Raw genomic sequence first — 25926 nt, 5'->3', positions numbered from 1 at the left:
AAAATGGCGCTCAATGCGGGCGAGCAAGCGGCGGAGTATCGGCATCGAGGCAAACCGGTCCCGCCGCTGCTGGCACTCTCGATGGCGGTGTTCCGCCGCCTGGTCTTCACACGAGTGCGCGCAATCTTCGGGAGGCGAATCCGCTACTTGATTTCTGGCGGCGCGCCGCTACCAACCGAGATCAACCGCTTCCTGTCCGCCGCCGAGGTTCCAATCGTCGAAGGATACGGCCTGACCGAGGCGGCGCCCGTCGTGTCGGTTAATCTGCACAACGGCAAGACTAGAATCGGCACGGTGGGACTGCCGTTGAAGCGCATCCAGGTCGAAACCGCGCCGGACGGGGAACTGCTGTTGCGTGGACCGAACATCATGAAGGGCTACTACAAGCTCGAGGCTGAGACGAAGGAAGCGATCGACGAAAACGGATGGCTCCATACCGGCGACATCGCGAAGATCGACGTCGAGGGCTACATCTCGATCACCGATCGCAAAAAAGAAATCATCGTGCTGTCGGGCGGTAAGAACATCTCGCCCGTGTACGTCGAGAGCAAGCTCGTCGGCGACAAATTCATCAGCCAGGCCTGCGTGATCGGCGACCGCCGCAAGCATCTCGCGGCACTGATAGTGCCGGATTACGAAAATCTCGTGGATTTTCTGAAAGAGAACAACCTCGATCCAAAAGATGCGGACGCGCTGGCGAAATCAAAGGAGTTGAAGACGTTCATCCATGGACGTATTCGCGAAATAAACAAGAAGCTCTCCGACGTGGAAGCGGTCGTCGCCTTCACGATCGTCCTGCAGCCGTTCACGCAGGAAAACGGCGAGCTAACGCCCTCGCTCAAGGTGCGCCGTAAAGTCGTTCAGGCGCACTTCAAGGATCAGATCGATTCAATGTATGGAGACTGAGGATCCAAGAATCAAATGCGGGCCGCGGAGCCCGCTCTTCGATTGTCCGCTACTTATTTTCGCCGTTTTCCACGGCCATCAGTACGTGAATCGTAGTGAGCTTCTTCACCATGTACGCGCGCTTGCCCTTGGGCGTGACGACCTCGATATCGTCCTGCGCGGTCTTGCCGATTAGCGCGCGGCCAAGCGGCGACGACAGCGAGATGCGGTTCTGCGCGCCGTCAACTTCCTCCGGCACGACGATCTCGAACACCGCAACACCGCCTTCATCGAGATCTTCCAGATGGACGCGGCTGCCCAGGCCGACGGTGTCGCGCGGGATGGTCTCGAGATCGATCATCGTGAGCTCCGCGATTCGCGTCTCCAGGTTGCCCACCCGCGCGCGCAGGAACTCCTGCCGCTGCTTGGCCATCGCCCATTCCGCGTTTTCCGACAAGTCGCCATGCGCTCGCGCGCGCTCGAGTTCCTTGGGCAGGTCCACGGTGAGTTCGCGCTTGAGCGTCTCGAGGTCTTTCTTGAGCCGCTTGATTACCGGTAATTCAGCCATCGATACATTCTTCCTGAACTCAGTCTTCTTTTTATTCTATACGATTCGCCGCGCGCGCGAGCGCCTAATCCGCGACGATCGACGTCAGGCTCCGATTCACGCCGGTCACGCTCTGAATCTTCTGCACCACCAGCTCGCCAAGCGAGGTCACGTCCGCGGCCTCCGCAATCGCTATGATGTCATGCGGCCCGGTGACCGCATGCGCCACGGAAACCCCGGCCACGCCGCGAATCTTGGCTGCGACTTCGCGCGCTTTCCCCGGCGACGTGTCGATAAGAATGAATGCCTTTACGGACATACTCGTGTCCTCCCGGCGCGCGCCGGTAACCGGCACGCAGTTAACGCGGTGGCGGAATCAAAGTCCCCTTCTCATCATATACATAAAAACCGCGGCCCGATTTGCGCCCCAGATATCCGGCGTCGACGTACTTCTTCAGCAGCGGGCACGGACGGTACTTGTCGTCGCCCAGCACCCGATGCATCACCTCCATGATAGCGAGGCAGGTGTCGAGCCCGATCAGATCAGCCAGCTCGAGCGGGCCCATCGGCTGATTGGTGCCGAGCTTCATCGCGGTGTCGATATCGGTCACGCCGCCGACGCCTTCGTACATCGTGTAAATCGCTTCGTTGATCATCGGCAGCAGCACGCGATTGACGATGAACCCCGGGAAATCCTGCGCGGTCATCGTAGTCTTGCCGAGCTGCTCGGCGAGCGCGCGGGTTTGCTGAAACGTCGCTTCCGAGGTGGCCAGCCCGCGAATAATTTCGACCAGCTTCATCGCCGGCACCGGGTTCATGAAATGCATCCCGATCACGCGGTCGGCGCGAGAAGTCTTCGCCCCCATTTTGGTAATCGAAATCGACGACGTGTTCGAGGCGAAAATCGTCTCCGGCGGGCAGACCTTGTCGAGTTTCTGCAGCAGCGCGATCTTCGCGTCTTCGTTTTCGATCACCGCCTCGATTACGAAGCCGACCTTGGCCAGGTCCTCGAAATTGGTGGTGGTCTCGATCCGGCGCATCACGCGGTCGCGCTCTTCGGGCTTAAAGCGCCTGCGCTCAATCATGCGGTCCAGGTTGCGCGCGATCGAATCGACGCCGCGCTTGCACAACTCTGGCGCGATATCGTGCATCACCACCGCGATTTCCGCCTGCGCCGCTACCTGCGCGATTCCCGCGCCCATCTGTCCTGCCCCAATGACGCCGATCTGCTGCAAACTCATTCGTCTCTCCGAAAGCTAGTCAGCCCCGAACTAGAGGTACGGGATATAATTCTTGAGCGAGCTAAGCAACGCCGCAACGTCGGCCTCGTCGCCAAGCTTGCGGCACAAGATTTCGTAGTAACCCTTGATACGGCCGCGCTCCTGATTTTCCGGCGCTTCGGCCAGCATCGCCTGGAAGTCTTTGAGAATCGCCTGCGCTTCGAGCTTTTTCTTGACCGGAATCGCTTCGTCATCCACGGCGATCAGCAGCCGGATGTGATCGATCATCCGGTTCATCACGGCAAAGTCGCTGCGATCTTTTTCCATCGTCGATTCGTTATCAGTGATGCTCCGGCGGTTCCTCGCCGCCGACCCACGTGCCAGCGCCGCCACCGCTGCGCATCGCCGTGCGAACCTTCATCACGTCTTCAGGCGATTGGCGCCCCGGCATCCCGAGGTTGCGCATCAGGACGTTGGTCATGTTCGAGGTCAGCCGGTCGCGGATTGTCGGCTCGACCCCGACTTGAGCGTCGAGCACGATATCGACCTGCTCCCGCGTGAGCCTCTCGGCAACGAAAATATCGACCAGCCCGGCCAGGCCGACTTCGCCGCCGGCGCGGTCCACGATCGCGACCACTTTCGCGCACGGCGTGCATACACGGCGAAGCAAGCCCGCGCGTTCGCTGCAATATACGCATCGCATCAGGAAGTGACCCCGAGCCCGATCCCCGAAAAAAGCTTGAAGCGGCCGTGCGCACGAAAAATCGGCGGGCCCGCTTCGATTCTGAGGCTACTACCGGCTTTAGATGGTCGCAAGTATGAGCGGACGAGCCTGCCAAGGACGGCGTTGACAGCGCAAACCGGCGTGGAATAATATCGTAATTGAGAATCATTCTCAGAATTACTGCGTCATGACTCAAACCGCCGTCGCCTACTTCTTCTATTCGCTCGGCATCCTCTTCCGCGAGGGCATGGAAGCGATGCTCGTCGTCGTCGCGCTCGCAGCCGGCACGCGCGGTGCGGGACGAATCGGCCGCGCGCGCGACATCTACGCGGGAGCGGTTGCCGCGATTGTCGCGAGCATCATGCTCGCATGGGCGGTCAATCATCTGATCACCGACGACGCCAGCGACACGCTCGAAGGCGTCTTTCAACTGTTCGCTGCCGCGACCCTCTTCTACGTCAGCTCGTGGATGACCTCGAAGGGACAGGCCGATCGCTGGATAAGGTTTATCTCGCACAAACTCGAGAGCGCCGAGCGCAGCACGATTCCCGGGATCGCACTCGGGCTGACCGCGTTTCTCGCCGTGATGCGCGAGGGCGCGGAAACCATAGTGTTCTTCCAGGCGCTAACCAACGGCGCGACCGAAGTTGCCGAGCGTCACGCGGTCACAGCCGGCATCGTAGCCGCTGCGGTCGCGCTGGCCGCAACCTTCGTGGTCATCAAGCGCGCGGCGGATCGAATCCCGATGAGGCTGTTCTTCTACGCGACTTCCACGATGCTCTACGCGCTGGCGATCGTGTTCGTTGGCCAGGGCGTCGCGAGCTTGCAGGAAGCGTCGGTCGTATCGGCGACGTTCGTGAACTACGCGCCGACGATCCCTATGCTCGGTATTTTCCCGACGGTTCAATCGCTCGGCGCGCAGGCTGTTCTGCTGATGCTCGCGGCGGCGGCAGTGTTCGTTCCGCGCAACGCCGCAGCTCGGCAAGTCAGGGTTGCTGAGCAGGCGGAGATGCAGCGGGCGCGCCAGGCTTGAGCGCAGGCGCCTGAGCAAAAGAATCGTCGCCGTCGAACAGCACAGTCTCCACGTCTGAACTCAACTTCTCGGATATAACCAACGCGCGAAATCCCATCCGCGTGCATTGATCGACCATCGGATCGCGCGCGACTGCGCTTTGACGCACACGCCTGAGCGTAACGCGCAAATCATTCGTGCGATCGAGCAGCACGGACAGCCGCGCCTCGACTATCGCGGTTGAATTGCCGCCGCCCGCCGCAAGATCGAGCGCGAACGATTCGTCGTGCTCCGCGTCGGCCAGCGCATGCAGCGCGGTTTTGATCTCACCGCATGCCGCCTCGGCGCCATTCTCGGGCCCCGGCGACAAATCCGCAGAGAGGGTGATCTGAAAAGTACCCAGCACAACGACGGAAACGAGAACCGCCCGCGTGGATACTGAAAAAATCAGGCGGCGTCTTCCTCGCGGGGCTCGTAGCCGAGCGAGCTCAGGAACGCCTCCTTCTGGCCGGACGGCATAATGTAAATTCCGTCCCATCCGCAGACCTCTTCGCACAGCAGGCATCCGACGCAAGTCTTTTCGTTGACCTGCACCTTGCCGAGATAGACCGCCGTGTTCTCCGGTGACGGCGAGATGCAATCGAACGGGCAAACGTCAACGCACACGCCGCATCCGTTGCAATTGTCGGGATGGACGACGGCGACCGGGCGTTCGGCGCGCTTGAGCACGTGGGTTATCTCGCCGTGATTGTTCATGATCGCGTCGTCGGGGCAGATCACCCCGCACGCGCCGCAATCGATGCACATCGCGGCTTCGATGTAATAGACTTTTTTCGACAGGCCCGAGATGGCGCCGGTCGGGCAACGCTTTTCACACGCGCTGCATCCGGTGCAATTCTCGGCGATGATTGTAAACGGCATCCCTGCTCCCTACTTCCTCATCTCGTCGATGATACGTTCGCGATGGCCGTGCTCGATCAGCTGATCGTTGCGGCGGGCCTGCTTGAGCGCGACATACGTGAAAAACATCACCAGGATCATCATCGCGATGATCGGGATGTTGTCGGGAACGGTCAGGATTTCGAGAAACTGTTGAAACCCGGTAATTTGCACGATTGAACCCTCGACGCTCTGGTCAGTCTTTCTACAATCAGAGGTACCAACGCCATTAGCCGGTGTCAACTTTTGGGGTCCGAAGGATGCATTATGCTAATCATATCCGCGACGCGCTTGCAGGGCGGCGCTGCCTGCGGGCAGAGTATTTTTGCATGGCCGGTCAGCCGCAAACTTCATCTTACACCGCTGCTGCTCCGCGCGGCGTGTTCAACCTTGCGTGGGGTGTAGTCGCGACGCTGTTGTCGGTGCTGTGGACGGTGCCTTGCGCTATCGCCGCGGCTATCGCGGCCACGATGGGCAAAATGCATGCCGTCACGCAGATCTCTCGCGTATGGGGCCGAGTAATAATCGGGCTTTGCGGGGTCAAAGTACAGATCGAAGGTTTGGAAAATCTTGCCGGCCTGAAGTCGTACGTGCTGGTCGCCAACCACAAGAGCTTCTTCGACATCTTCGCCTGCGCCGCGTACATGCCGGGCGAGCCGCGCTTCGTCGCCAAAAAGGAACTGCTCAAAATCCCGGTGATCGGCTACGCGATGCAGCGTGGCGGTCATGTCATTATCGACCGCGATGCCGGCGGCAGGGAAATCCGCAAGGCGATTCAGATAATCCAGAGCGGCATGGACGTCTGCGTGTTCGCCGAAGGGCATCGCTTCAACGACAACATCGTCCACGAGTTCAACGATGGCGCCGCGTGGCTCGCGATCCTGTCCAAGTTGCCGGCGGTGCCGATGTCGATCAGCGGCTCTGGCGTCTTTTTTCCGCGCGGCGCAAAGGTCGTGACGCCGGGCCTGCCGATGCGCATGATAATCGGAAAGCCGATCCCCACCGAAGGAATGCGCAGCGCCGACCGCGCCGAGCTGACACGCCGGCTCGAAGAAGCGGTCCGCGCAACATTCACAACCGAAGTCTAGGCTCGCTTGCGGCTAGGCTTTGCGATCGAAGATGAACAGCGGGACCTGGTTGGCGAGTTTGGGATCGATCGTCAGGATGCGGCGTCCCGACTCGATCTGAATCGTGCCAGCGTCAAGACCGGCAATGTGAAAATTCGCTACTAGTTGATCGACGTCCTCCGCTTCGAGCCACAGGCCGATCATTCCTTCGCTCGACGACTCGACGCCACCGCCGACGAGTCGAATCTCCGCGCCGCCGACTTTCACCATTGCCGACTTCCCGTCAGCCGCTCTGGACACTGAAAAACCGAAGTTCTTTTCGTAGATCGACGCGGCATCCGCGAGGTCTGATGTCGCGACGTCGAGCGTGTCGAGGCCTTTAATCATCGTTGCGGAAAAAGCGGGGCCGGATTGCTCCAGCCCCGTGACTCGTCTATGTGCTTCCCGCGACTAGCCCTTCGGCTTCATCGAGAAATTGGTCGTCGCCGTCGCGCCGTCTTTCACGCTGGCTTTCTGGTCCTCGGTGCCGAGCTTCTCCTGCCACACTTCGACCGTGTAGTCGCCCGGCGGCACGCCCGCGATCGAGTAGTTGCCCTTGTCGTCCGTCACCGCGAAGTACGGCGTGTCGGTCGCGACCCACCAGCCGTGCATCCAGCCATGCGCGTCGCAAGTGACCTTGATTACTTCGGGCTGATCGATCTTCTGCTTGATCACTTTCTTGAACTTGGGCTGCGCCATGTTGAACGACGGGTTCTTTTCCGAATAGGTGTGGATGTTGTGCAGAATTCCGTCCGAGTTCACGATGTTCACGGTGCTGCCGGCCGGGAACGCGAGCACGTGCGGCACGTAGTCGCAGCCCTTTTGATCGAACGTAACATCGCCGGGCTTCAGGTCGCCCTTGGCGCCCTTCACGATCACAACCGCGTTGGCGATTCCGCCGCTGCTGTCAACGACCAGGTCCTCGGCGAAGTGCTGATGAAGTCCGCAGACTTCCTTGTCCTTGGTCACCTCGACCGGTTTGGGCGCGGGCGCTGTACCGTCGTACTTGACGGTTCCGCTAATCGTGCCGCCTGCCGCGTTCGCCAGGCTGGCGCCGACGCTCATGCTGAGCGCGACACCGGCACACGCCGCCAGTACAACTGCATACTTCTTCATTACCATTGCCTCCTGGGAAGTTACCCGGATCGTTTTACTCAGTTAAACAATCATTCATCTTAGCGAATACTCAGTCGCCAACTCAATCAATTAGACGATCATAACCTACTTCTTAGTCACTTTCGTCGCCGCTGTCGCCGCTTTACTCACTTTGGCCGGCACCGCTGCCACTTGCCCCGGTATTGTCTCTCCCGGATGAGTCCCAAACCAGAAAATATAGTCGCGCAGCGCGCGAATCTGGTCGTCCTGGTTGCCGCCCAGAATGTCGTCCGGGCCGCCCGGGTAAAATGACGGCATCTTGGTCCCCGGCTGCAGCGCCGACGGATTTGCGATCCACTTCAGTATCCAGTCCGGATTCAAGCGCTGATGCGCCAGCGCCAAATCGGGCGCCCATCCCGACTCCGGTCCTTCGGGCTTCTTGTCTCCCTGCTGATGGCAACTGAAGCAGTTGAAATAATCGTTGGTCATCAGCTTCGCGCCCGCCTGCAGCTCGGCCGTCGGAGTCAGGTTCGTGTTGATGAACATAAACGGCACGTTGATGTCCGACAGCGCCGTAAAGTAGTTCACGATCGTGTCATCTTCGGCGTTGGTGAAATGGAACGTCGGCATCCTGATCTTCAGCCACGGACGAATCGGCGTCGGTCCTTGCAGGAATGTGAATAGCCACTCGGGCTGTACTTTGAAACCCTCGCCATTGAGTATTGGCGGCGCAAAGTTGATTTGATCTTCTGAGTAGAAGCGGCGTATATAGCCGCCTCGATTATCTACTATGTGGCAGCCGACGCAGTTGTAGTAATTGACCATTCGCCCGCCCGCGACAATTTGCGTCTGATGCTCCGAGCCGGGCATCCGGTACCGCTCCTGCACCTTGCCGTCGGTCATGCCGGCCAGGAACACGCGCAGGTTGATGATGTCGGCGTCGTCGAAGTCGAAATTCGGCATCAACTGCTCGACGTCCTTGGTCTGGTAGATGCGCGGCGTCTGTAGCTTGTGGAACGTCCACTGATCCCACGTCTCGGGAATCTGGGTCTGGTTGCCGAAAAATAATTCGTCGAGATGCTTGGAGCCGAACGTCGTCAGCTCGACGCCGATGCGCGACTCCTTATCCATTCCTTCGATCTCGTGGCATCCGAAGCATCCATACTTGCGCACCAGCGCTTCGCCCTTTTTGATATTCTCGGGATCCTTCAGTGCTGTCTCGACGCCGGCGTCTTCCTTCTTCTCACCGTGCGTCATCAGGAACCCGGTCAGCGCCTCGGCTTCGTGATCGCTCAGGCGCAGCGACGGCATCGCGGTATGCGGTGAGAAGTCGCGCGGAGTTTTCAGCCACGTGTAGATCCACGCCGCCGACGTCTTCTCCGCGATCTTGCTCAGGTTGGGCGCGAAGTCCTTGGTCGTGCGCGCCTCGGCGGGCTTGAAGCCTTCCGCGACGCCGACCGGAGTCCCATACTGATCCGGCTCGATCGCGTGGCATCCTTTGCAGCCTACCGATTCGAACAGCCCTTTGCCCTCTTCGACGAACGCCGGATTCTTGATGTCGGCTTCGAGCGTCGGCAGCTCAGGATGCGCCGTCAGCCAGTCCTTCGAATTCTTCGTCGAGCTGTCCATGATGAACGCGGCCAGCGCTGTCGCCTCGTCATGCGAGAAGTAGAAGTTCGGCATGCGCGTGTGCGGCCGGAAGGTGTGCGGGTCGGTGATCCATCGCACGGTCCACGACGGGTCGAGCTTGGCCGACGCGAGTTTCAGGTACGGACCGATCTTCGGCATGTCCTCGTAGCCCGCGACCAGATGACATCCCGCGCATCCCATCTGCTGGAACATGCGCTCGCCCTCGACCCAGTTTGTCGCGATCGGTTTGCCGGCGGCGTCGTCGAGCGAGCCCACGTCGATATGGCACTTGATGCATCGCGACTGCATCTTGTCGCCGCGCAGCATCGGCGAATCCCAATCCGGATCGTCGCCATGCGCGAGCCGCACGGAACTGACCGCGGGTCCCTGCCCATCATGACATGGCGTGCATCCGAGTTTGTCGGGCGGATGCTTCAATATGATCTGATCGAAGTTGGTATGGGTACGGAACGGCTCGGGCGCATTCTCGAAGCCCTTCTTGTCGGCGCCCATGTGGCAGCTCTGGCATCGATCGACCCGCGCGATCGCCTCGTCGAAGGCGTTGCGATCGAAGTCGTCGATCGCAGTCTGCTGAATTTTCGGAATCTTCGGATAGCGGAACAGGATGGTGTTGCGGAACTTGACCGGGATCATCCACGAGTCGGCCTTGTCGAAGAAGTCGTCACGCTTGGTGGTCAGCTTCTTCATCTGATCGGTCAGGCTGTCGACCTTCGAGTTGAGCGCCTCGATCTGATCCTTCACCGCCTGCAGATTGGCCTTGGCCTTGTCGGAGACGATATTTTCCTGCGCGAGTTCCGCGTCGAGCTGATCGATTTCCTTCTTATAAGGAGTCGGGTCTTCCTTGTGCTGGACGGCGTGGTTGTAGTCGTACCATCGCTCGGTCAAATACGACTTGGTGAAACGCACCAGCTGATCTTTGTCGTTGGCTGTATTGTTGAGATCGACCAACTGCCCGCGCAGATCCGCCAGCTTCGCGGCGGTCGCGCCCGAGTCGAGTTCCTTCTGCGCCTCGGCCAGCGCCTTGCTGACTTTCTGGTATTCAGGATCGGCGTCGAGACGTTTCTGCTCGTCGGCCGCATCCTGCATATACTTGTCGTACGCCAGGTGATCCCACTGGACTTGATACTGCTTCCACGGCCGGCGCGAGATGTTGTCGTCCCATATCGACCAGACCGCGCTGACCAGCAGCACCGCTACCAGCAGCACGAACAACGCGCTGTATGATTTCCCTTCTTCGGTGGGATCAAGCCCCGGTCTGCCAGCCATCTGCTCTACCTATCCCTCAACTCCAAAAGCCGCCGCGCGGCCACCGTCCAAATACTCAGTCGAATAGTCAGTAGTCATTTGCCCGCGCGAACCCACAGCCCCTCGATGATGTAGCCGACGAGAAAAACCAAAATTCCGATCCCGGTGAACTTGTATTCGTTGCCCATCCCGTGCGCCTGGGTGATCCCGACGTAGAGCGCGAACCCGACGTCGGCGAGTCCGAGCGCCTGCAATACTTTGGAGAGGATGAACACGGGGTCGTCGCGGCCACGTCAGATGTTAATCCAGGGCGTGACCAGGATGTACTTGATGTTGAGCGCGTGCCGCAACGCCATCTTGATGAACACGCCGGCCATCGCTATCAGCAGAAATCCCGTGATGCCGAAGCGCACCGGCCCCCACTTCTGTAGAATCTCGGGACCGCCGCCGGGAAACGCCGACCACGGATCCCCCGCGGGCCGCGATCGTATCCAAAAATATAAAGCCGCGTAGCCGACCACGAAGTAGCCGCCTATCAGGAACAATCCGAACAGCGCCGACGCCAGGTAGTCGCGGAAGCCGAACATGTACGGCAGATCGACGTTGGTTAGCGCCTCGACCAGGTGCGGATCCCAGACCTGCCCGGGCCAGAACCAGTTCCAGCCGGGGCCGCGGAAAAACGTGCCGATGATGATGAACGAGACCCACAAAATGTGGAAGCCGATGAAAAAAGCCGCGATCTCGAAAAATCGCTCGCGCAACGTGTAGTAGCCGTTACCTTTCGGATTGATGTCGAGATACGGGATCAGCATCAGGCCCACGATGATGAAGCTCGGCAGCACCACGCCCGCGTACCACGGATCGAAGAACACCAGCATTTCCTGCAAGCCCAGGAAGTACCACGGCGCCTTCGACGGATTGGGCGTGCGGGTGGGATTCGACGGCTGCTCGAGCGGCGCGTTGAGCAGCAGCGACCACACCGTCAGCACGATGATGACCAGGAGCGACATCAGGAATTCGTTGCGCACGAGGAACGGCCAGGTGTGCAGCTTCTCTTCGACCCCGCTGCCCGCCTTCTTGATCGGGACTTCGATTCGCTTGCCGCCCGCCGCCGGCGGAGTTCTCGACGCGGCTCCCGCACCCGCGCCCGCCGCGCGCATCACGATGCCGCCTTCGTTACCTTCCGGGCTTGCCATGATTAATCCCTTAGTGAGGCGCTCCGTCCTCGTCGTCGCTCCACGGCGGCGGCGCTGCCAGCCTGTACATTAGATATAGCAAGAGCGACATCCCAATCGGCACCGAAAGCACCCGCACAATTCCCTGGTGCAAAAACCACGAAAATACGTCTCCCATCCTCAGCCTCGACCAATCCTAGAGCGGCCCCGACATGCCGTCGCGGCGGATTCGCCAGAAGTGCACCGCCATGAAGATGCTCGCGATCAACGGAAAAAAGATGCAGTGCAATATGTAGAAGCGCAGCAACGTATGAGGCCCGATCTCGGCGCCACCGAAAATAAATGCGCGCGCGTCGTAAACCGGATTCACACCCAACACTTCGTGGAACGGCCCGCCATGCCCAAGCAATGGCGTCGCGCGCGCCATATTCGATCCAACCGTCACCGCCCAGATCGAAAGCTGATCCCACGGCAACAGGTACCCGGTGAACGACAGCAGCAGCGTCAGCACCAGCAGGATCACGCCGACCACCCAGTTGAACTCGCGCGGCGGTTTGTATGAGCCCGTCATGAACACGCGGAACATGTGCAGCCACACCGCGATCACCATCCCGTGCGCGGCCCATCGATGCATGTTGCGCATCAGCATCCCGAACGGCATGTCGAACTCGAGGTACTTCATGTCGGCGTAAGCGTATTCCGCCGTCGGCCGGTAGTAGAACATCAGGTACACGCCGGTGATGACGGTGACGAGGAAAAGCAAAAACGTGATGCCGCCCATGCACCAGGTGAAGCGCAGGCGCACTGTATGCTTCTGCACTTTCGACGGATGCAGATGCAGGAACACGTTGCCGGAGACCATCAGGATCCGGTTGCGTGGGGTGTCTTCGTAGCCGTGCCTGAATATCGATTGCCAGGCCTGCGAATCGGTTATCTGGCGTTTCGTTTCGTTCCAGTCAAACTTAGCCATCCGTTACCACCCAAAACTCCATGGAGCCGCCCGCAGGCGCTCACCGCAATCTGAGCAAAATTCTGTAAAAAATTCCAATCGTTGCGACTTTCTACTCGCAACCCTGCTCGAAATCCGGCGTAAGGCTACCTAATTTTGCCCGATCTCTGCAACAAAAAAGACTCATTAGAATGACGGATCTTGCACATCTGATGTTCAACCAGGCGATCCTGCATTCTCCTCCCCAATCTTTCCCTCTCCCGCACTTCCCCTCTCCAGCAGGGAGAGGATCAAAGCCTTATTCAGCGCGCGTTCCCGCGCGCGATTCAAGATTCCGGTTCTCCGCGTGCCTTGCTTTTTCGCTCGGAACCTCAAAATTCTCGTAACGATGCCGCAAGCCGAAACATCGCACCAAACCGCCCAAAACTACGCCGCCAGCAGACGCCGGCTGAACAGATCCTCTGGCGGCATCTTCGAGGTAGGCGATTGTGCGAAGTATAAGTTCCGCCGTCAATTTCCGATCGGACCGTACTTCGCCGATTTCTGCTCAATTGAGCGTCGGTTGATTGTAGAAGTCGACGGCGGCCAGCATGCGGGTCAATCCGGGGACGACGAAACCCGCACAACGTATCTCTCCTCGCGCGGCTACCGCGTGCTTCGATTCTGGAATGATCAGGTACTCGGGAGCGTTGACGAAGTTCTTTCCGAGATCGAGAAATTTCTGAGCTCAGAATCTTGAACCGCGCGCAAAAAGAATCGCGCGCTGAATAAGGTCCCTCACCTTCGATCCTCTCCCATTGGGAGAGGGGAAGAAGCGATCCTCTCGGGAAGACCTTACGACTGCGGCTTATCGGCGCCGCGGCGGAAGCGGCTGAAGAATGCGACGATCAGCCCCCACAGCACCATCAGCAGCGCGATCCCGATCACGCCGAGGCCGACGCCCGCTAAGATTCCTGTCGCGCACAGCACAGCGCCGATCACGAACAGTGGAATTGCGAACGCGATCGGGTTGAACGGATCGTTCCGCGCTGCCCGTTCGACCATCGCCGCCGCCTGCTCGGACGTGCCCGCATCCTCGTTGCTTTCCTTGAGCAGGCTCACCGCGTAGTCGGTGAGTTCCTGCCGATTGGGCATCGCGCGCAGACGGTCGGCCAGCTCCCTGGCGAGCTGCTCGACGCGTTCGTCGTTCTCCTGAGAATCAGAGTCGGGTTTGTTCGATTCAGCCACGCTGCGCTTGTCGTCTCGCTCGGCGGCTAACACCTATCGAACATGAGATCGAGTTGTCAACGTAACCCAAACCTCGACGGCTCTGAGCTACAGACTCACTCTCCTCAGCCTGAGCGCGTTGGTGATTACCGACACCGAGCTGAGACTCATCGCGGCGCTCGCGATGATCGGGCTGAGCAGCAGGCCAAACGTGGGATAGAGAACGCCGGCCGCGAGCGGTATCCCTAGCACGTTGTAGAAAAACGCGAAGAAAAGATTCTGCCGGATGTTGCGCATCGTCGCGCGGCTCAGGCGCCGCGCCTTCGCGATTCCGCGCAAGTCGCCCTTGACCAGCGTGACGCCCGCGCTCTCCATCGCCACGTCGGTCCCGGTGCCCATCGCGATACCGACCTGCGCCTGCGCGAGTGCGGGGGCGTCGTTGATGCCGTCGCCGGCCATCGCGACGATCCGCCCTTCCGACTGCAATCGCTTCACCACCGAAGCTTTCTGATCCGGCATCACTTCGGCCTCGACCTGATCGATGCCGAGTTTTTTCGCGACCGCCGCCGCGGTGATTCGATTGTCGCCGGTCAGGACGACTATCTTGACGCCGTCATCCTGCAGCAACTTGAGCGCTTCCGCGGTTGAAGCCTTGATTGGATCGGCAACGCCGATGAGTCCAGCCGGGCGCCCGTCGATCGCGACGAACATCACGGTGTGGCCGTCTTTTCGCTGCGCGTCGGCATCGGCCGCGACAGTGTCGAGCGCAACGCAGAGCGCGCGCATCATGTGCTGATTTCCAAGCGCGACTGCGCGACCTTCGATGCGCCCGGTTACGCCCTGGCCCGTCACCGACTTGAAGTCCTCGGCGGTCGCGAGCGTCAGCTTGCGCTCTTCGGCGCCTGCCACGATCGCAGCCGCCAGCGGATGCTCGCTGCCACGCTCGAGGCTGGCGGCGAGCCGCAAGACATCGGCTTCGGTGAAACCATCGAGCGCGGTGACCGAGACCAGGCGCGGTTTTCCTTCGGTCAGCGTCCCGGTCTTATCGACGACGAGCGTATTCACCTTCTCGAGAATCTCGAGCGCCTCGGCATTCTTGATCAGCACGCCCGCGGTCGCGCCACGGCCGGTGCCAACCATGATCGACATCGGAGTTGCGAGGCCGAGCGCACAGGGACACGCGATTATCAGAACCGCGACCGCGTTCACGAGCGCATACGCCATCCGCGGCTGCGGGCCGGCGATCGCCCAGACGATGAATGTAATCACGGCCGACAGCACGACGGCTGGGACGAAATACGATGATACTATGTCGACGAGCCGCTGAATCGGCGCGCGGCTGCGTTGCGCCTCGCTTACCATGCGGACGATCTGCGCGAGCAGAGTGTCGGCGCCGACGCGCTCGGCGCGCATGATGAATCCGCCGGTGCCGTTGATGGTCGCGCCGATCAGCCGATCGCCCGGTTTCTTTTCAACCGGGATTGCCTCGCCGGTAACCATCGATTCGTCAACCGAGCTGGTCCCCTCCACTACGATGCCATCGACGGGGACTTTCTCGCCCGGCCGCACGCGCAACCGATCTCCGGGGACGACGCGCTCGAGCGCGATATCCTCCTCGCGGCCGTCGGGCATGATGACGCGCGCAGTCTTCGGCGCCAATCCCAGCAGCGCTCTGATCGCGCTGCTGGTGTTGCTTCGAGCCCGAAGCTCTAGGACCTGGCCGAGCAGCACCAGCGCGGTGATAGCGGCGGCGGCCTCGAAGTAAACCGGTACACTACCGTCGGCGGTGCGGAACGAATCGGGAAATAAATTCGGGAAGACCGCGGCGAACACGCTGTAACCGTAAGCGACTCCGACGCCCATCCCGATCAAGGTGAACATGTTGAGACTGCGGTTGACGATCGAATCCCAGCCGCGCACGAACAGCGGCCAGCCCGCCCACAGCACGGCGGGACTTGCGAGCGCCAATTCGATCCACGTCCGCATCGACGCGGGCATCACGCGCTGAAGCGGCTGGCCCCGGAGCATGTCCGACATTTCGATCAAAATCAGCGGAATCGTGAGCGCGGTGCTTATCCAAAATCGCCGCGTCATATCGGCCAGTTCCGGGGAGACCTCCTCGCCGGCGCTGACGACGCGCGGCTCCAGCGTCATACCGCAGATCGGACAATTGCCGGGCGCGGAACGGACGATCTGCGGATGCATCGGGCAGACGTATTCGGTTTTCGAGGCTGCCGGGATTGGCGCGACCGGCTCCAGCGCCATGCCGCACTTCGGACACGACCCCAGATGGTCCTGCCGAATCTCAGGATGCATCGGGCACGTGTACAGGGGACTCGCCGCCGCGGCTGGCAAGGGCGCGCTGCCTTTGGCCGGCCCCGGCTTCGGCGGCAACCCGCGAGCTAGGAAGCCGTCAGGATCGCTTTTGAATTTCTCGAGACAGCGGACGCCACAGAAATGGTAGGTCGTGCCCTTGTATTCAAACGATCCAGCGCTCTTCGCCGGATCGACCATCATCCCGCACACTGGATCGACGACTTGACTGCTCAAGGTTTCTCCAAGCACGCGTCGCAAATGCTACTTGCCCTGTTCCAGCTCCTGGCCACGCTTCTCCATCAGCTCGCCCATCTCCTTCATCATCCGGCCGTGGATCTCCATCATCTGGCCGCGAGTTTTGGGGTCGCTCATCATCATCTGCATCATAGGCATGTCCATCATGCCGCCCGGTCCGCCCATCATACCCGGTCCGCCCATCATGCCTTGACCGCCCATCATACTGGGCCCGCCCATCATTCCTTGGCCGCCCATCATGCCCATGCCCATTCGTTGCGACGGAGCCGCCGAAGTGGCCGGCTGCCCAAAGGCCACCATCGATGAAAGGACTAAAATACCAGCGATACTTGCGATACCAGCAGTAAGACGTCTGTAGTTCATTGTTTCTCCTCTCCTGTCATGGGTGCATTCGCTTGCCCGGGTCTTCTGGTTCTTCACTCGCGATGTTCCAGCGCATTTGCCATGCCGTGCCTTCTTTTCTTAGACGCACGCGGCCCCGACTTCATTTCGATCTCATCAAGATTAAGTATATCGGAAGTCACTCGGACGTGTTTCCTTTGGGTGCAACCAGTCTGGTGGAAGTAGATTCGCCGAACACCCGAGGGCCGTTCGAATGAGGGCCGCTTCTGCAGGTCTTGCTGCTACGGCTTGGGACGCGGACGCGGAATTATCGAGCGGAATTACTACGAGGAATGCTGTCTCAAACGTTCTTGCGCGCGATGATCACCGTGTGCACTGACATCGGGCTGATCTTTTCGTTGCGCTCGAGCGTTATCGGATGGCCCTTGAGTACATCCTGTTTGCGCAGCTTGGTGGTCCATCCCAGTTGCCGCGTGATCGGATTCACAATCGTGTTGAACGCCGCGACGATCGGGTTCGAGCTCTGGAAATGCGTCGTGATGGCGATGCGTCCGCCCGGCTTACACACGCGCACCATCTCGGACATCATCCGGTACGGATCGGGCACCACCGTCAGCACGTGAAACGACGTAACGTAGTCGAAGCTGTTGTCGGGAAAGTCGAGATTCAGCGCGTCGCCCTGGCGGAGCTCGATATGTTTCCAGCCGTTCTCGGTCACGCGCTTTTTTGCACACGCGAGCATGTCGGCCGACGGATCTATCGCGACAACGTGCGCGTACGGCGGATATCCATCCAGCGCGATTCCGGTGCCGACGCCAACCTCGAGCACGCGGTTGCCGGGCCTGAGATTCAAGCTCTCGATAACCTCGTGCTCGCGATCGACAAAAACCCGGCCGAAGAAAAAATCGTAGAAGCGCGCCAGGTCGGAGTAGACACGGCTCTCATGCGGTTGGGACATTGAAAGACTCCCTCGGGGTTAGACGCAGCCCAGGAGATCGGCGCCGGACAGGATCTTCAGCGCGTCGCGTCAGGCCGCCGCGTTGATTCCTCGCAACTGACGTTTGACGGAGGTTATATCGCGCTTGCGAAATCGCCACTGGCGGCCTTTCTTGAAGGCCGGAATAATATTGCGCCGCGCAAATTCGTTCACCGTGTCCGGACTCAGGTCGAGCATGAACGCGACTTCGCGGGAGTTCAGCAGTATGTCGTCTTTATCGGCCATGCGAGTCCAACAAGACGCCTCACTTGGGGAATTTTGTCAGAGACGCGACTTTGTAGTATGCGCTCAGCGCCCAAGTCAAGGTAAGAGCCGCGAGGAACCGGAAAGTTTGCCCACAGCCCCACAAAATCGTCAAAGCTCAGTTTGCGTCTTTTAGCTTCATTAACGGTAATTAAACACTTATTCTGGTCAACTTTCGCATCGAAATCCGGTAATCGTACCAAGCTCGTGTAACCACGATACAGGAAAATAGTCCGGTCAGCACTCCCACGCATAGAGTGACGGCGAACCCCTTGACCGGGCCCGTGCCGAATTGGAAGAGGATCAATCCCGCCGCGAAGGTCGAGATATTCGAATCGCGAATCGCCGACCACGCGCGCTCATAGCCGAGCTTCACGGCCTCGCGCGGCGACTTGCCGTTGCGCAACTCCTCGCGCATTCGTTCGTTCACCAGCACGTTGGCGTCGACCGACATGCCGAGCGTCAGCACGATCCCGGCGATGCCCGGCAGAGTGAGGGTGGCGCCGAGCGCGGCCATCACGCAGATCAGCAGCAGGATATTCAGCGACAGGCCGAAATCCGCGAGCAGGCCGGCGCCGCTGTAGTAGAGCACCATGAAGATCAGCACGGCGCCCGCGCCGATCACGAATGACAGCTCGCCCTGGCGAATCGAATCGCGGCCGAGCGACGGCCCGACGGTGCGCTCCTCTTCGATTTCCACGGGCGCCGGCAGCGCGCCCGAGCGCAACACGATTGCGAGATCGTGCGCCTCGTCCATCGAGAAGCGCCCCGTTATCTGCACGTGACCGCCGGGAATTCGCTCCTTGATAACGGGCGCGGAGTAGACGGTGTGGTCGAGCACGATCGCCAGGCGCCGCCCGACATTCTGCGACGTCATCGCATCGAAGATGTCCGCGCCGCGATTGTCGAGCTCGACCGCCACGTACGGACCCTCGAGCCGCGCGCCGGGACGCACGCGCGCGTCCGTAACAACGTCACCCGTCATCAGCACCGGAGACTCGACGAGGTACGGCTCGCGGCCGCCGCGCTCCGAGGTGCCATAAAGGATTTCGTCGCCGGGGGGCGGACCCTCCTTGATCGCGTCCTGCACGTTTTTCGAGTCGTCAACCAGTTTGAATTCGAGCACCGCGGTCTTGCCAATCAGTTCCTTGGCGCGCTCGGGATCCTGGATACCGGGCAACTGCACCAAAATTTCGTTGTCGCCTTCCTTGGCGACGGTGGTCTCGCGCACGCCGAGCTGGTCGATTCGATTGCGAATCGTTTCGAGCGCCTGGTCCATCGCGTTGGTGCGAATCGTCTGCAACTCCTGCGGCTTGTAGGCGAGCGAGTACGCCGGGCCGATGCTTGACGAATCGGCGTTGCTCGACACGGTCAAGTCCGAGAACGATTTCTGCGCGAGATCGAGGAACGGCGTGCGATCAGCGCTCGACTTGAGCTTGACGATCAGGTTGCCCGAATCGTCCACCGCGACATCGTCAAAATCTATCTTGTTGCTCTTGAGCTCTTTCTTGAGGTCATCGGCGCGGCGGCGCAGTTGCGTTTTCACCGCCTCGTCGAGCTTCACCGCCATCAGCAGATGCGTCCCGCCCTGCAAGTCGAGGCCGAGCTGAATTTTGGTCGCGCCGAATCCAGCCTTGAACCAGTCGGGCAGATCGATATTGAGGCTGGGCAGCAGGATCAGAACTGCCGCCAGCACGATCGCGCCGGCGATGTAGATGCGCGTGAGGCCGCTTCCGTTGGTGAAATGCATGTAGAGAAAGGACACGATCAGCACGAGCAGAATCAGGATCGGTCCGAAACTTTGCGTCTGTTCCACTATGGTGAAGCCCCTACTTGTCGTCTTTCTTCGCGGACGCCTTGTAGCTCGACATCGACGCGATTTGCGAGCGCTCGACCCGCAGCCTGACGTTGGGCGCAACTTCGAGCGTGATCACTTTGTCGCCGACCTCCTGAATCCGCCCGATGATGCCGCCGGTCGTCACGACCTCGTCGTTGCGCTTGAGCGCGCTCAGCATTTTCGCCTGCTCCTGCGCCTTTTTGCTCTGCGGCCGGAAGACCAGGAAGTACATGACGGCGACGACCAGCGCCATGATCGGTCCCGGCCCGGTCAGCAATTGCTGGACAAACGACGGAGCTTCGGCTGGATTGGCGGACGCAGCCTGCGCCCATGCGGTACCTTCGAACAACATCAGGTCACATCCTCAAGATCGATCAAACTTAGATCTCCCGCAACGAAAAGTCATTCTTCGGCCGGCTCGGCGGCCTCGTTCCAGCCCGCCGATGCGACAGCAGCAAATGCCCTGAAATTCCCGGATGCGATAGCATCGCGGCAATCACGCATCAAGCTCGCGAAGAAGTGAAGATTATGCTCCGTAAGGGCGCGCGCCGCGAGTATCTCGCCCGACAAATATAGATGACGCAAGTAGGCGCGTGAATGGGTCCGGCAGGGGCGGCATTCGCAGGCTGGATCGAGCGGCATCGAGTCGCGCGCGTGGGCAGCCTGCTTGACGGAGACGGGCCCGATGCTCGTGAAGGCCATCCCGTTGCGCGCATTTCGCGTCGGCAACACGCAGTCGAACATGTCGAAGCCCATCGCCACTGCGGCGAGCAGATCCGACGGTGTGCCGACGCCCATCAGGTAGCGCGGCTTGTCCTCCGGCATCATCGATGCGGACAGGGCCGCCATCTCGAGCATCGCGGCCTTGGGCTCGCCGACCGAGAGTCCGCCCGCCGCGTAGCCGTCGAACGGAATCGAGGTTATCTGCGCCGCACTAATTTTGCGGAGGTCCTCGAAAATGCTGCCCTGTATTATTCCGAACAGCGCCTGCGTTGTGCTTTTCCGCGCCGCGAGGCTGCGCCCGGCCCATCGCGCGGTCAGCTCAAGCGACTTGAGCGCGCGGCGATGCTCGGCCGGGAACGGCGTGCATTCGTCGAGCGCCATCATGATATCGGCGCCGAGCTGTTCCTGGATGTCGATCGCGCTTTCGGGCGTGAGCATCAGCGGCGCGCCGTCGAGATGCGAGCGAAAACGGATTCCCTCTTCGTTGATCGAATTGATTTTCGCCAGGCTCATCGCCTGGAAACCGCCCGAGTCGGTCAGCACCGCGCCGGGAAATCCCATGAAACGCGCCACACCGCCCATCTCGCGAACGAGCTCCGCGCCCGGGCGAATCGCGAGATGGTACGCGTTGGCAAGCACCATCGTGTAGCCCATCGCCCACAACTCGTCGGGCGCCATCGCTTTGACCGCGGCGCGCGTGCCGACCGGCATGAAGGCGGGAGTCGCTATCGCGCCGTGGGGGGTTACAATCCGCCCGACCCGCGCGTCGCCGTCCACGGCAGTGACACTGAATTGGATTGGCCCGCTCATCAGAGAATCAACATCGCGTCGCCGTAGCTGAGAAAGCGGTAGCGGTGGCGAATCGCCTCGCGGTATGCGGCGAGAAGCTGATCGCGTCCCGCGAACGCCATCGCGAGCGCGAGCACTGTCGTTCGCGGCATGTGGAAGTTCGTCAACATCGCGTCTGTCAGCTTGAAGCGAAAGCCCTGATGAATAAAGAGCCCGGTGAAGCCCTCGACATCGCCGGTGATTGCCCACGACTCGAGCGCGCGCGTCGAGCTGGTGCCGACCGTGATTATTCGCCCGCCAATTCGCCGCGCATGTTCGATGGCGGCGCGGGTCGCGGGCGGAATCGTGTACCACTCGGATTCCATCGTGTGACTCTCGACCTCGATGGCGCGCACCGGCGCGAAAGTGCCGGGACCGATGTGCAGCGTGACCGTAGCCGTGCGGATACCCGCGTCAGCCAGCGCCTTGAAGACGTCGTCGGTGAAATGCAGGCCTGCGGTGGGCGCCGCAATCGCGCCGGGACGCGCGGCATAGACGGTCTGGTAGTCGTCGATGTCGGCGGGGCCGACCGTGCGATGTATATGATGTATATAATGAGGCAGCGCGAGCGTACCGTCGAGCTGGAGTATCTGTTCAATCGAAGTATCGCCCTCAGCCACGACGATTGGGCGGCCAGGGCGCGCATAGCCAGCGACTCTCAGCACGTGACCGTCGCCCAGGAGGAGGCGCGCGTTCTCTTTGAGCACGCGATGCGTGCGTATCAGCGCGAGCCACGCGCCCGCAGGACCTTCAGCCGGGCTGGCAGGCCGCACCATCAGCAACTCGACCCGTCCGCCCGACTCCTTCTGCGCGAACAGGCGCGCCGGCAGCACGCGGGTGTCGTTGAGTACGAGCAGGTCGCCCTCGCGCAGATGTTTGACGAGTTTGTAAAAGCGGGAATGCTCGATCGATTTAGATTTGCGATCGAGCACGAGCAGGCGCGCCTCGTCGCGGCGGGCCAGCGGCTCCTGCGCGATCAGTTCTTCGGGCAAATCGTAATCTAGTTCAGAAAGCCGCATCTGAGGTGAAGCTCAAACGTGATTCGCGTGCGAAACGAGTCCCGCAGTCTCCAACAACTCTCGATTGAGGGGGAAAGCGAGCTGCGCTCGACCAGATTAGAACGGATAGTTGATGCCGGAGAAGACGGCGGCGCCTTCGCCACCCCATCCGATATCGACGTAGCCAACTACAAACGGCTCCGCGATTCCGCGGAATCCGATTCCGCCGACCGGATGCAGATCGGAGAACGGGTTGTAGCCCATGTCATGCGCGACGCGGCCGGCCTCGGCGAACGGAGCCAATTCAAGTATCCCGTGGGTGCCGAAGATATTCTTGTCCCACACCCGCGTGCGCATCTCGACGTTCATGACGAACAGGTTGTTATCGATGTAGCGGCCGGTGCCGTAACCGCGCAGCGTTTGCTGATCAGTAAGTATGCTCTCGTCGCCGCCAAGGCGCGCCTGCGACCAGAACGGCATCTCGTTGCCCGCCGGCTCGTACTCGTTGAAAATGTGGCCGGCAAAGGTGATGCGTTGACCGACTGAATAGAACTCGCGGAATTCGCCGCCAAAGCGGTTGTACGATTGCGAGCTGCCGAAGCTGCGATCCGCAACGCCGTAATAGAGCCGCCCCAACTGGCCAGCTCGCGGGATGTCGACCGAGTCGCGCGAGTCGTATTGCATAACCCATTGCGACAGAATTTCGGTGCCGCCGTTGATACCCTTCTGGTTCGGGAACAACTGGAAAATCGAGGGCACCGAGTTGAAGCCGCCTTCCTGGATTCGCACGTAGCGCGGACGTTCGGTCATCGAGAGCTGCAGCCGGTCGCTGAAATTCAGGCCAAAAATCGCTTCGCCGTAAAGCTGCTCGGTCGTGTAGTTGCTCTGATTGCCTTCGTGAGAATGATTACCCAATCCATAGAAACGCTCGGTCGGGTCTTTCTCGAAAAAGAAGCGGCCTTCAAACGACCACCACTTCTTGTGTTCGCGTCCGGCCTGGTAGTCGAGATCGACCTTGCGCGCGATCGTTTCCTGCGCGCCCGCGACTACGTACCAGTTTATGTCCGAAGAGGGATACGCCAGGTAGCGAAAATTGCCGCCCGGCCCGAGCGTGCTGTTGGCGTTGATGTCGGGCGCCAGGATGCTGCTGATCTCGTTCTTGTCGTCGGTGAACAGCCACACCGGCAGCACGCCGTAAGTGACGCCACCGTTTGGATCGGTCGCAACTTCAGGCACCGGGATGAACGGCCACGAGTTGGGGTCCTGCGGTTTGAAAGACTTCCAGTCGTACTGCGGCATTGTCCAGGTGCTGGGGTCGAGCAGCGAGAACCTGGATGAAGACGTTGGTACCGAAGGGTTCGAAGGTACCTGGGGGATCGAGTCGGCGTGCGCCGTAGCCGCCGCGGTAACAAATGTGGCGATTAGCAAAAGGTAGGCGAGGGCGCGCCGCATCGTGGGATCCTGGGGATTAAACTTTGCCTGTTGGCTTTCGGCTACTCTTCCACCGCTCCACACCACAACCGGCGCTCGGATTCTCCCGAGCCCCTTTGCACCGAACGATGCTCAAAGCTGACAGGCTTGCACGCCGCGATCAACCCTTCGGATGCATTTCTCGCCACTGCATCATGCAATCCGATCGTCACGATGTGCGAGCGCGCTTTTCGGCGACGCCGCAAATGTGCAAGGATTCGGAGCAAGCGGAAAGATTTCCTCAAAAGGAGCTCAGTAATGGCGAAAGCTGACGGCGGAGAATTAATCGCGCGCGTGATGCGCGAGAATCATGTCAAATATTGTTTCGCAATCAACGGCGGGCATCTGTTTCCTATCCTCGGCCAGTTGCGCAATCACGACATCAAGTTGATCCACATGCGTCACGAGCAGGCCACCGCCTACGCGGCCGACGCCTATGCGCGCACTTCGGGCGAAGTCGGCGTGTGCATGGTGACCGCGGGATGCGGCCTCACCAACGCGGTGACGGGACTGTGCGTCGCGGGACTGACCAACAGCGCCGTCGTCTGCATCTCAGGCCAGCATCCCAACACCGAAGATCATCTAGGCTCTTTCCAGGAGGCCTACGGCTCCGAAGTCGTTGACAGTTTTTCCAAGTTCACCAAGCGGGTGACTGACTGGTCCACGATTCAGTTCGATCTGCGCTCAGCTTTCCGCGAGGCGATCTCCCCGCCGCAGGGCGTCGCGTTGTTCGAGATTCCGCAGAACATTCTCTATCACCACGAAGAAGACTCGGGGCAGCGCAAGGGCGCGCGCGAGTTCACGATCGACGACGTCCGCTCGGCCGGCGATCCCGCGAAGATCGATCGCGCGCTCGAGATGCTGGTGGCGGCCGAGCGTCCGCTGATCGCATGCGGCGACGGCGTGTTCTGGTCGCAGGCCGGCCCCGAGATGCGCGAATTCGTCGAGCTGACCAACATCCCGATTTACGCGCGTCGCGCCGGCCAAGGCGTCGTGTCGGAAGAGCATCCGCTGGCGATTCGTGGCGCATTCAAAAAGCCGTTCACCGGCGGCGCCGACGTGGTGGTCGCAATCGGCTTCCGCTTCTGGAGCGGCGAGCATTTCGGGCAGCCGCCGACTTGGACCGACAAGGCCAAGTACATCCAGATCGATCCCACGCCGACGCGTATCGGATGGCAAGTCAACGCGGACCTGCCGATGGTCGGCGATCCGAAGATCGTGCTGCAACAGATGATCAAGCGGATCAAGGAACTCAAGCTCGACTTCTCGAAGAACAAAACTTCGCCGTGGGTCAAGCAGGTCTGGGAGACGCGCCAGCGCTTCGACAATACGATCAAGGAACAGAACGCGAAGGTCCAGAAAAATCAGCCGATTCATCCGGCGCGCCTTTGCGAGGACCTCATCACCGTGCTCGACAAGAACGCCACGACCGTCATCGACAGCTTCACGCTCTCCGGGTGGATGAGCCGCGCGTTCACCTGCCGCTTCATGGGCCAGGTCGTCGACGCGGGCCCGCTCGCTCCCGTCGGTCACGGCGTCGGCATGGGCATCGGCGCGCAGCTCGCGCGGCCGGGCCAGCAGGTCGTCGTGATCAGCGGCGACGGCGGCCTCGGAATCGGCGGATGGGACATGGAGACGGCGGCGCGCTACAAGCTGCCGGTGATCACGGTGCTGTGGAACAACAGCTCGTGGGGCCCGAATTTCGATCAGATGCCTGGCCTGAAAGGCCGCACTGATCCGTTCAACATGCTGCCGAACATCCGCTACGACAAGATTTTTGCCGAGATGGGATGTCACGGCGAGCAGGTCGAGACCAACGAGCAGATAAAGCCCGCGCTCGAGCGCGCCTTCAAGTCGGGCAAGCCGGCGCTGATCAACGTGATCGGCGACGTCTCAGTCGGCAACGCAACCCTCGGCGGCAACCTGCTAGGCTCGACCGGCTCGAACTAGCCAGGCGGCTGGGCAACGCGCTTCCCCTCTCCCTTGCCTTGCAGGGAGAGGGGAAGAGGCGGCGAGCAGTTATGCAAAGCTCTTGTTGCAGGAGAGCTTTTGCATAACTCGACATTGGTGCCGAAGCGAGCATTTTTTTGTGTCATCCTGACGAAGCGAGCAGCGCGAGCGGCAGGAAGGATCTCGGACAGCTTCGCGCCAGCGAAGCCGGTAC

At 60.6% G+C, this 25926-nt stretch carries 29 protein-coding genes; 5 read left to right on the top strand and 24 right to left on the bottom strand.

Translation table 11 applies throughout. From position 1 onward, the window contains the following. A partial coding sequence (locus tag VJX68_RS12670; RefSeq protein WP_324096063.1) for an AMP-dependent synthetase/ligase occupies positions 1 to 906 on the top strand: 906 nt, incomplete at its 5' end. Between the two features lie 49 nt (positions 907 to 955). Here the strand turns inward: VJX68_RS12670 and VJX68_RS12665 are convergent. The 5 genes from VJX68_RS12665 to VJX68_RS12645 form a co-directional block, all read right to left on the bottom strand. Further along, positions 956 to 1453: a GreA/GreB family elongation factor gene (locus VJX68_RS12665; protein ID WP_324096062.1), complete on the bottom strand. Its 498-nt coding sequence runs from the start codon at positions 1451 to 1453 to the stop codon at positions 956 to 958. A 64-nt stretch (positions 1454 to 1517) separates the two neighbouring features. Next, a complete protein-coding gene (locus tag VJX68_RS12660; RefSeq protein WP_324096061.1) occupies positions 1518 to 1751 on the bottom strand; it encodes an Lrp/AsnC family transcriptional regulator in 234 nt (77 codons plus the stop codon). 40 nt (positions 1752 to 1791) lie between these two features. Next, entirely contained in the window at positions 1792 to 2673 is an 882-nt protein-coding gene (locus VJX68_RS12655; RefSeq protein ID WP_324096060.1) for a 3-hydroxybutyryl-CoA dehydrogenase, read from the bottom strand. Between the two features lie 30 nt (positions 2674 to 2703). Then, positions 2704 to 2979: a hypothetical protein gene (locus VJX68_RS12650; protein WP_324096059.1), complete on the bottom strand. Its 276-nt coding sequence runs from the start codon at positions 2977 to 2979 to the stop codon at positions 2704 to 2706. 13 nt (positions 2980 to 2992) lie between these two features. After that, entirely contained in the window at positions 2993 to 3355 is a 363-nt protein-coding gene (locus VJX68_RS12645; protein WP_324096058.1) for a hypothetical protein, read from the bottom strand. Between the two features lie 208 nt (positions 3356 to 3563). Between VJX68_RS12645 and VJX68_RS12640 the strand changes: the two genes are divergently transcribed. After that, entirely contained in the window at positions 3564 to 4409 is an 846-nt protein-coding gene (locus VJX68_RS12640; RefSeq protein ID WP_324096057.1) for an FTR1 family iron permease, read from the top strand. On the opposite strand, the gene VJX68_RS12635 is transcribed toward VJX68_RS12640, so the two are convergent. Genes VJX68_RS12635 through VJX68_RS12625 form a run of 3 tightly spaced genes read right to left on the bottom strand, consistent with a single transcriptional unit; the run spans position 4363 to position 5501 of the window. Beyond that, on the bottom strand, positions 4363 to 4794 hold the full coding sequence (locus VJX68_RS12635) for a hypothetical protein (protein ID WP_324096056.1): 432 nt from the start codon (positions 4792 to 4794) through the stop codon (positions 4363 to 4365). The two genes, VJX68_RS12640 and VJX68_RS12635, sit on opposite strands and share 47 nt — an antisense overlap. Positions 4795 to 4835: 41 nt before the next feature. Then, a complete protein-coding gene (locus tag VJX68_RS12630; protein ID WP_324096055.1) occupies positions 4836 to 5309 on the bottom strand; it encodes a 4Fe-4S dicluster domain-containing protein in 474 nt (157 codons plus the stop codon). Between the two features lie 9 nt (positions 5310 to 5318). After that, positions 5319 to 5501 (bottom strand): hypothetical protein, encoded by a 183-nt coding sequence (locus tag VJX68_RS12625; RefSeq protein WP_324096054.1) that lies wholly within the window; start codon positions 5499 to 5501, stop codon positions 5319 to 5321. 155 nt (positions 5502 to 5656) lie between these two features. Between VJX68_RS12625 and VJX68_RS12620 the strand changes: the two genes are divergently transcribed. Beyond that, positions 5657 to 6415, top strand: a complete 759-nt coding sequence (locus tag VJX68_RS12620; protein WP_324096053.1) for a lysophospholipid acyltransferase family protein — start codon at positions 5657 to 5659, stop codon at positions 6413 to 6415. Between the two features lie 12 nt (positions 6416 to 6427). Here the strand turns inward: VJX68_RS12620 and VJX68_RS12615 are convergent, their stop codons facing one another. The 6 genes from VJX68_RS12615 to VJX68_RS12590 form a co-directional block, all read right to left on the bottom strand. Continuing rightward, positions 6428 to 6781, bottom strand: coding sequence for a VOC family protein (locus VJX68_RS12615; protein WP_324096052.1), 354 nt, complete (start codon positions 6779 to 6781; stop codon positions 6428 to 6430). Between the two features lie 63 nt (positions 6782 to 6844). Further along, positions 6845 to 7549: a carboxypeptidase regulatory-like domain-containing protein gene (locus VJX68_RS12610; protein WP_324096051.1), complete on the bottom strand. Its 705-nt coding sequence runs from the start codon at positions 7547 to 7549 to the stop codon at positions 6845 to 6847. 105 nt (positions 7550 to 7654) lie between these two features. Next, entirely contained in the window at positions 7655 to 10444 is a 2790-nt protein-coding gene (locus VJX68_RS12605) for a c-type cytochrome (RefSeq protein ID WP_324096050.1), read from the bottom strand. A 74-nt stretch (positions 10445 to 10518) separates the two neighbouring features. Further along, positions 10519 to 10698, bottom strand: a complete 180-nt coding sequence (locus tag VJX68_RS12600; RefSeq protein ID WP_324096049.1) for a hypothetical protein — start codon at positions 10696 to 10698, stop codon at positions 10519 to 10521. Between the two features lie 18 nt (positions 10699 to 10716). Further along, a complete protein-coding gene (locus tag VJX68_RS12595) occupies positions 10717 to 11619 on the bottom strand; it encodes a cytochrome b family protein (RefSeq protein WP_324096048.1) in 903 nt (300 codons plus the stop codon). A 175-nt stretch (positions 11620 to 11794) separates the two neighbouring features. Further along, on the bottom strand, positions 11795 to 12568 hold the full coding sequence (locus VJX68_RS12590) for a cytochrome b N-terminal domain-containing protein (protein WP_324096047.1): 774 nt from the start codon (positions 12566 to 12568) through the stop codon (positions 11795 to 11797). 367 nt (positions 12569 to 12935) lie between these two features. On the opposite strand from VJX68_RS12590, the gene VJX68_RS12585 reads away from it, so the two are divergent. Further along, positions 12936 to 13286 (top strand): endonuclease domain-containing protein, encoded by a 351-nt coding sequence (locus VJX68_RS12585; protein WP_324096046.1) that lies wholly within the window; start codon positions 12936 to 12938, stop codon positions 13284 to 13286. A gap of 95 nt (positions 13287 to 13381) precedes the next feature. Here VJX68_RS12585 and VJX68_RS12580 read toward each other — a convergent pair whose 3' ends face one another. The 10 genes from VJX68_RS12580 to VJX68_RS12535 form a co-directional block, all read right to left on the bottom strand. Then, positions 13382 to 13774 (bottom strand): hypothetical protein, encoded by a 393-nt coding sequence (locus VJX68_RS12580; protein ID WP_324096045.1) that lies wholly within the window; start codon positions 13772 to 13774, stop codon positions 13382 to 13384. An 87-nt stretch (positions 13775 to 13861) separates the two neighbouring features. Beyond that, positions 13862 to 16303 carry a heavy metal translocating P-type ATPase gene (locus tag VJX68_RS12575; protein WP_324096044.1) on the bottom strand — a complete coding sequence of 814 codons (2442 nt, stop codon included), beginning with the start codon at positions 16301 to 16303 and terminating at the stop codon, positions 13862 to 13864. A 27-nt stretch (positions 16304 to 16330) separates the two neighbouring features. Then, a complete protein-coding gene (locus VJX68_RS12570; protein WP_324096043.1) occupies positions 16331 to 16687 on the bottom strand; it encodes a hypothetical protein in 357 nt (118 codons plus the stop codon). A 319-nt stretch (positions 16688 to 17006) separates the two neighbouring features. Then, on the bottom strand, positions 17007 to 17624 hold the full coding sequence (locus tag VJX68_RS12565; RefSeq protein WP_324096042.1) for a class I SAM-dependent methyltransferase: 618 nt from the start codon (positions 17622 to 17624) through the stop codon (positions 17007 to 17009). A 69-nt stretch (positions 17625 to 17693) separates the two neighbouring features. After that, positions 17694 to 17888, bottom strand: a complete 195-nt coding sequence (locus tag VJX68_RS12560) for a helix-turn-helix domain-containing protein (protein ID WP_324096041.1) — start codon at positions 17886 to 17888, stop codon at positions 17694 to 17696. Positions 17889 to 18057: 169 nt separating this feature from the next. Beyond that, positions 18058 to 19722, bottom strand: a complete 1665-nt coding sequence (gene secD / locus VJX68_RS12555) for a protein translocase subunit SecD (protein WP_324096040.1) — start codon at positions 19720 to 19722, stop codon at positions 18058 to 18060. A gap of 13 nt (positions 19723 to 19735) precedes the next feature. Then, complete coding sequence (gene yajC / locus VJX68_RS12550) at positions 19736 to 20095, bottom strand: preprotein translocase subunit YajC (RefSeq protein WP_324096039.1); 360 nt, start codon at positions 20093 to 20095, stop codon at positions 19736 to 19738. Between the two features lie 50 nt (positions 20096 to 20145). Then, positions 20146 to 21276: a tRNA guanosine(34) transglycosylase Tgt gene (gene tgt, locus VJX68_RS12545; RefSeq protein WP_324096038.1), complete on the bottom strand. Its 1131-nt coding sequence runs from the start codon at positions 21274 to 21276 to the stop codon at positions 20146 to 20148. Next, positions 21276 to 22313 carry a tRNA preQ1(34) S-adenosylmethionine ribosyltransferase-isomerase QueA gene (gene queA / locus VJX68_RS12540; RefSeq protein ID WP_324096037.1) on the bottom strand — a complete coding sequence of 346 codons (1038 nt, stop codon included), beginning with the start codon at positions 22311 to 22313 and terminating at the stop codon, positions 21276 to 21278. Before queA ends, tgt begins: the two co-directional genes overlap by 1 nt. A gap of 96 nt (positions 22314 to 22409) precedes the next feature. Then, on the bottom strand, positions 22410 to 23591 hold the full coding sequence (locus VJX68_RS12535) for a BamA/TamA family outer membrane protein (RefSeq protein ID WP_324096036.1): 1182 nt from the start codon (positions 23589 to 23591) through the stop codon (positions 22410 to 22412). A gap of 429 nt (positions 23592 to 24020) precedes the next feature. On the opposite strand from VJX68_RS12535, the gene VJX68_RS12530 reads away from it, so the two are divergent. Further along, positions 24021 to 25712, top strand: coding sequence for a thiamine pyrophosphate-binding protein (locus VJX68_RS12530; RefSeq protein WP_324096035.1), 1692 nt, complete (start codon positions 24021 to 24023; stop codon positions 25710 to 25712). Positions 25713 to 25926: the final 214 nt, after the last annotated feature.

This window comes from Binatus sp. (SeqCode) (assembly GCF_035272065.1).
Classification (GTDB): Bacteria; Desulfobacterota; Binatia; order Binatales; family Binataceae; genus Binatus.
Note: the sequence above shows the minus strand (reverse complement) of the source record. Positions and strands in the feature narration are given on the sequence as shown.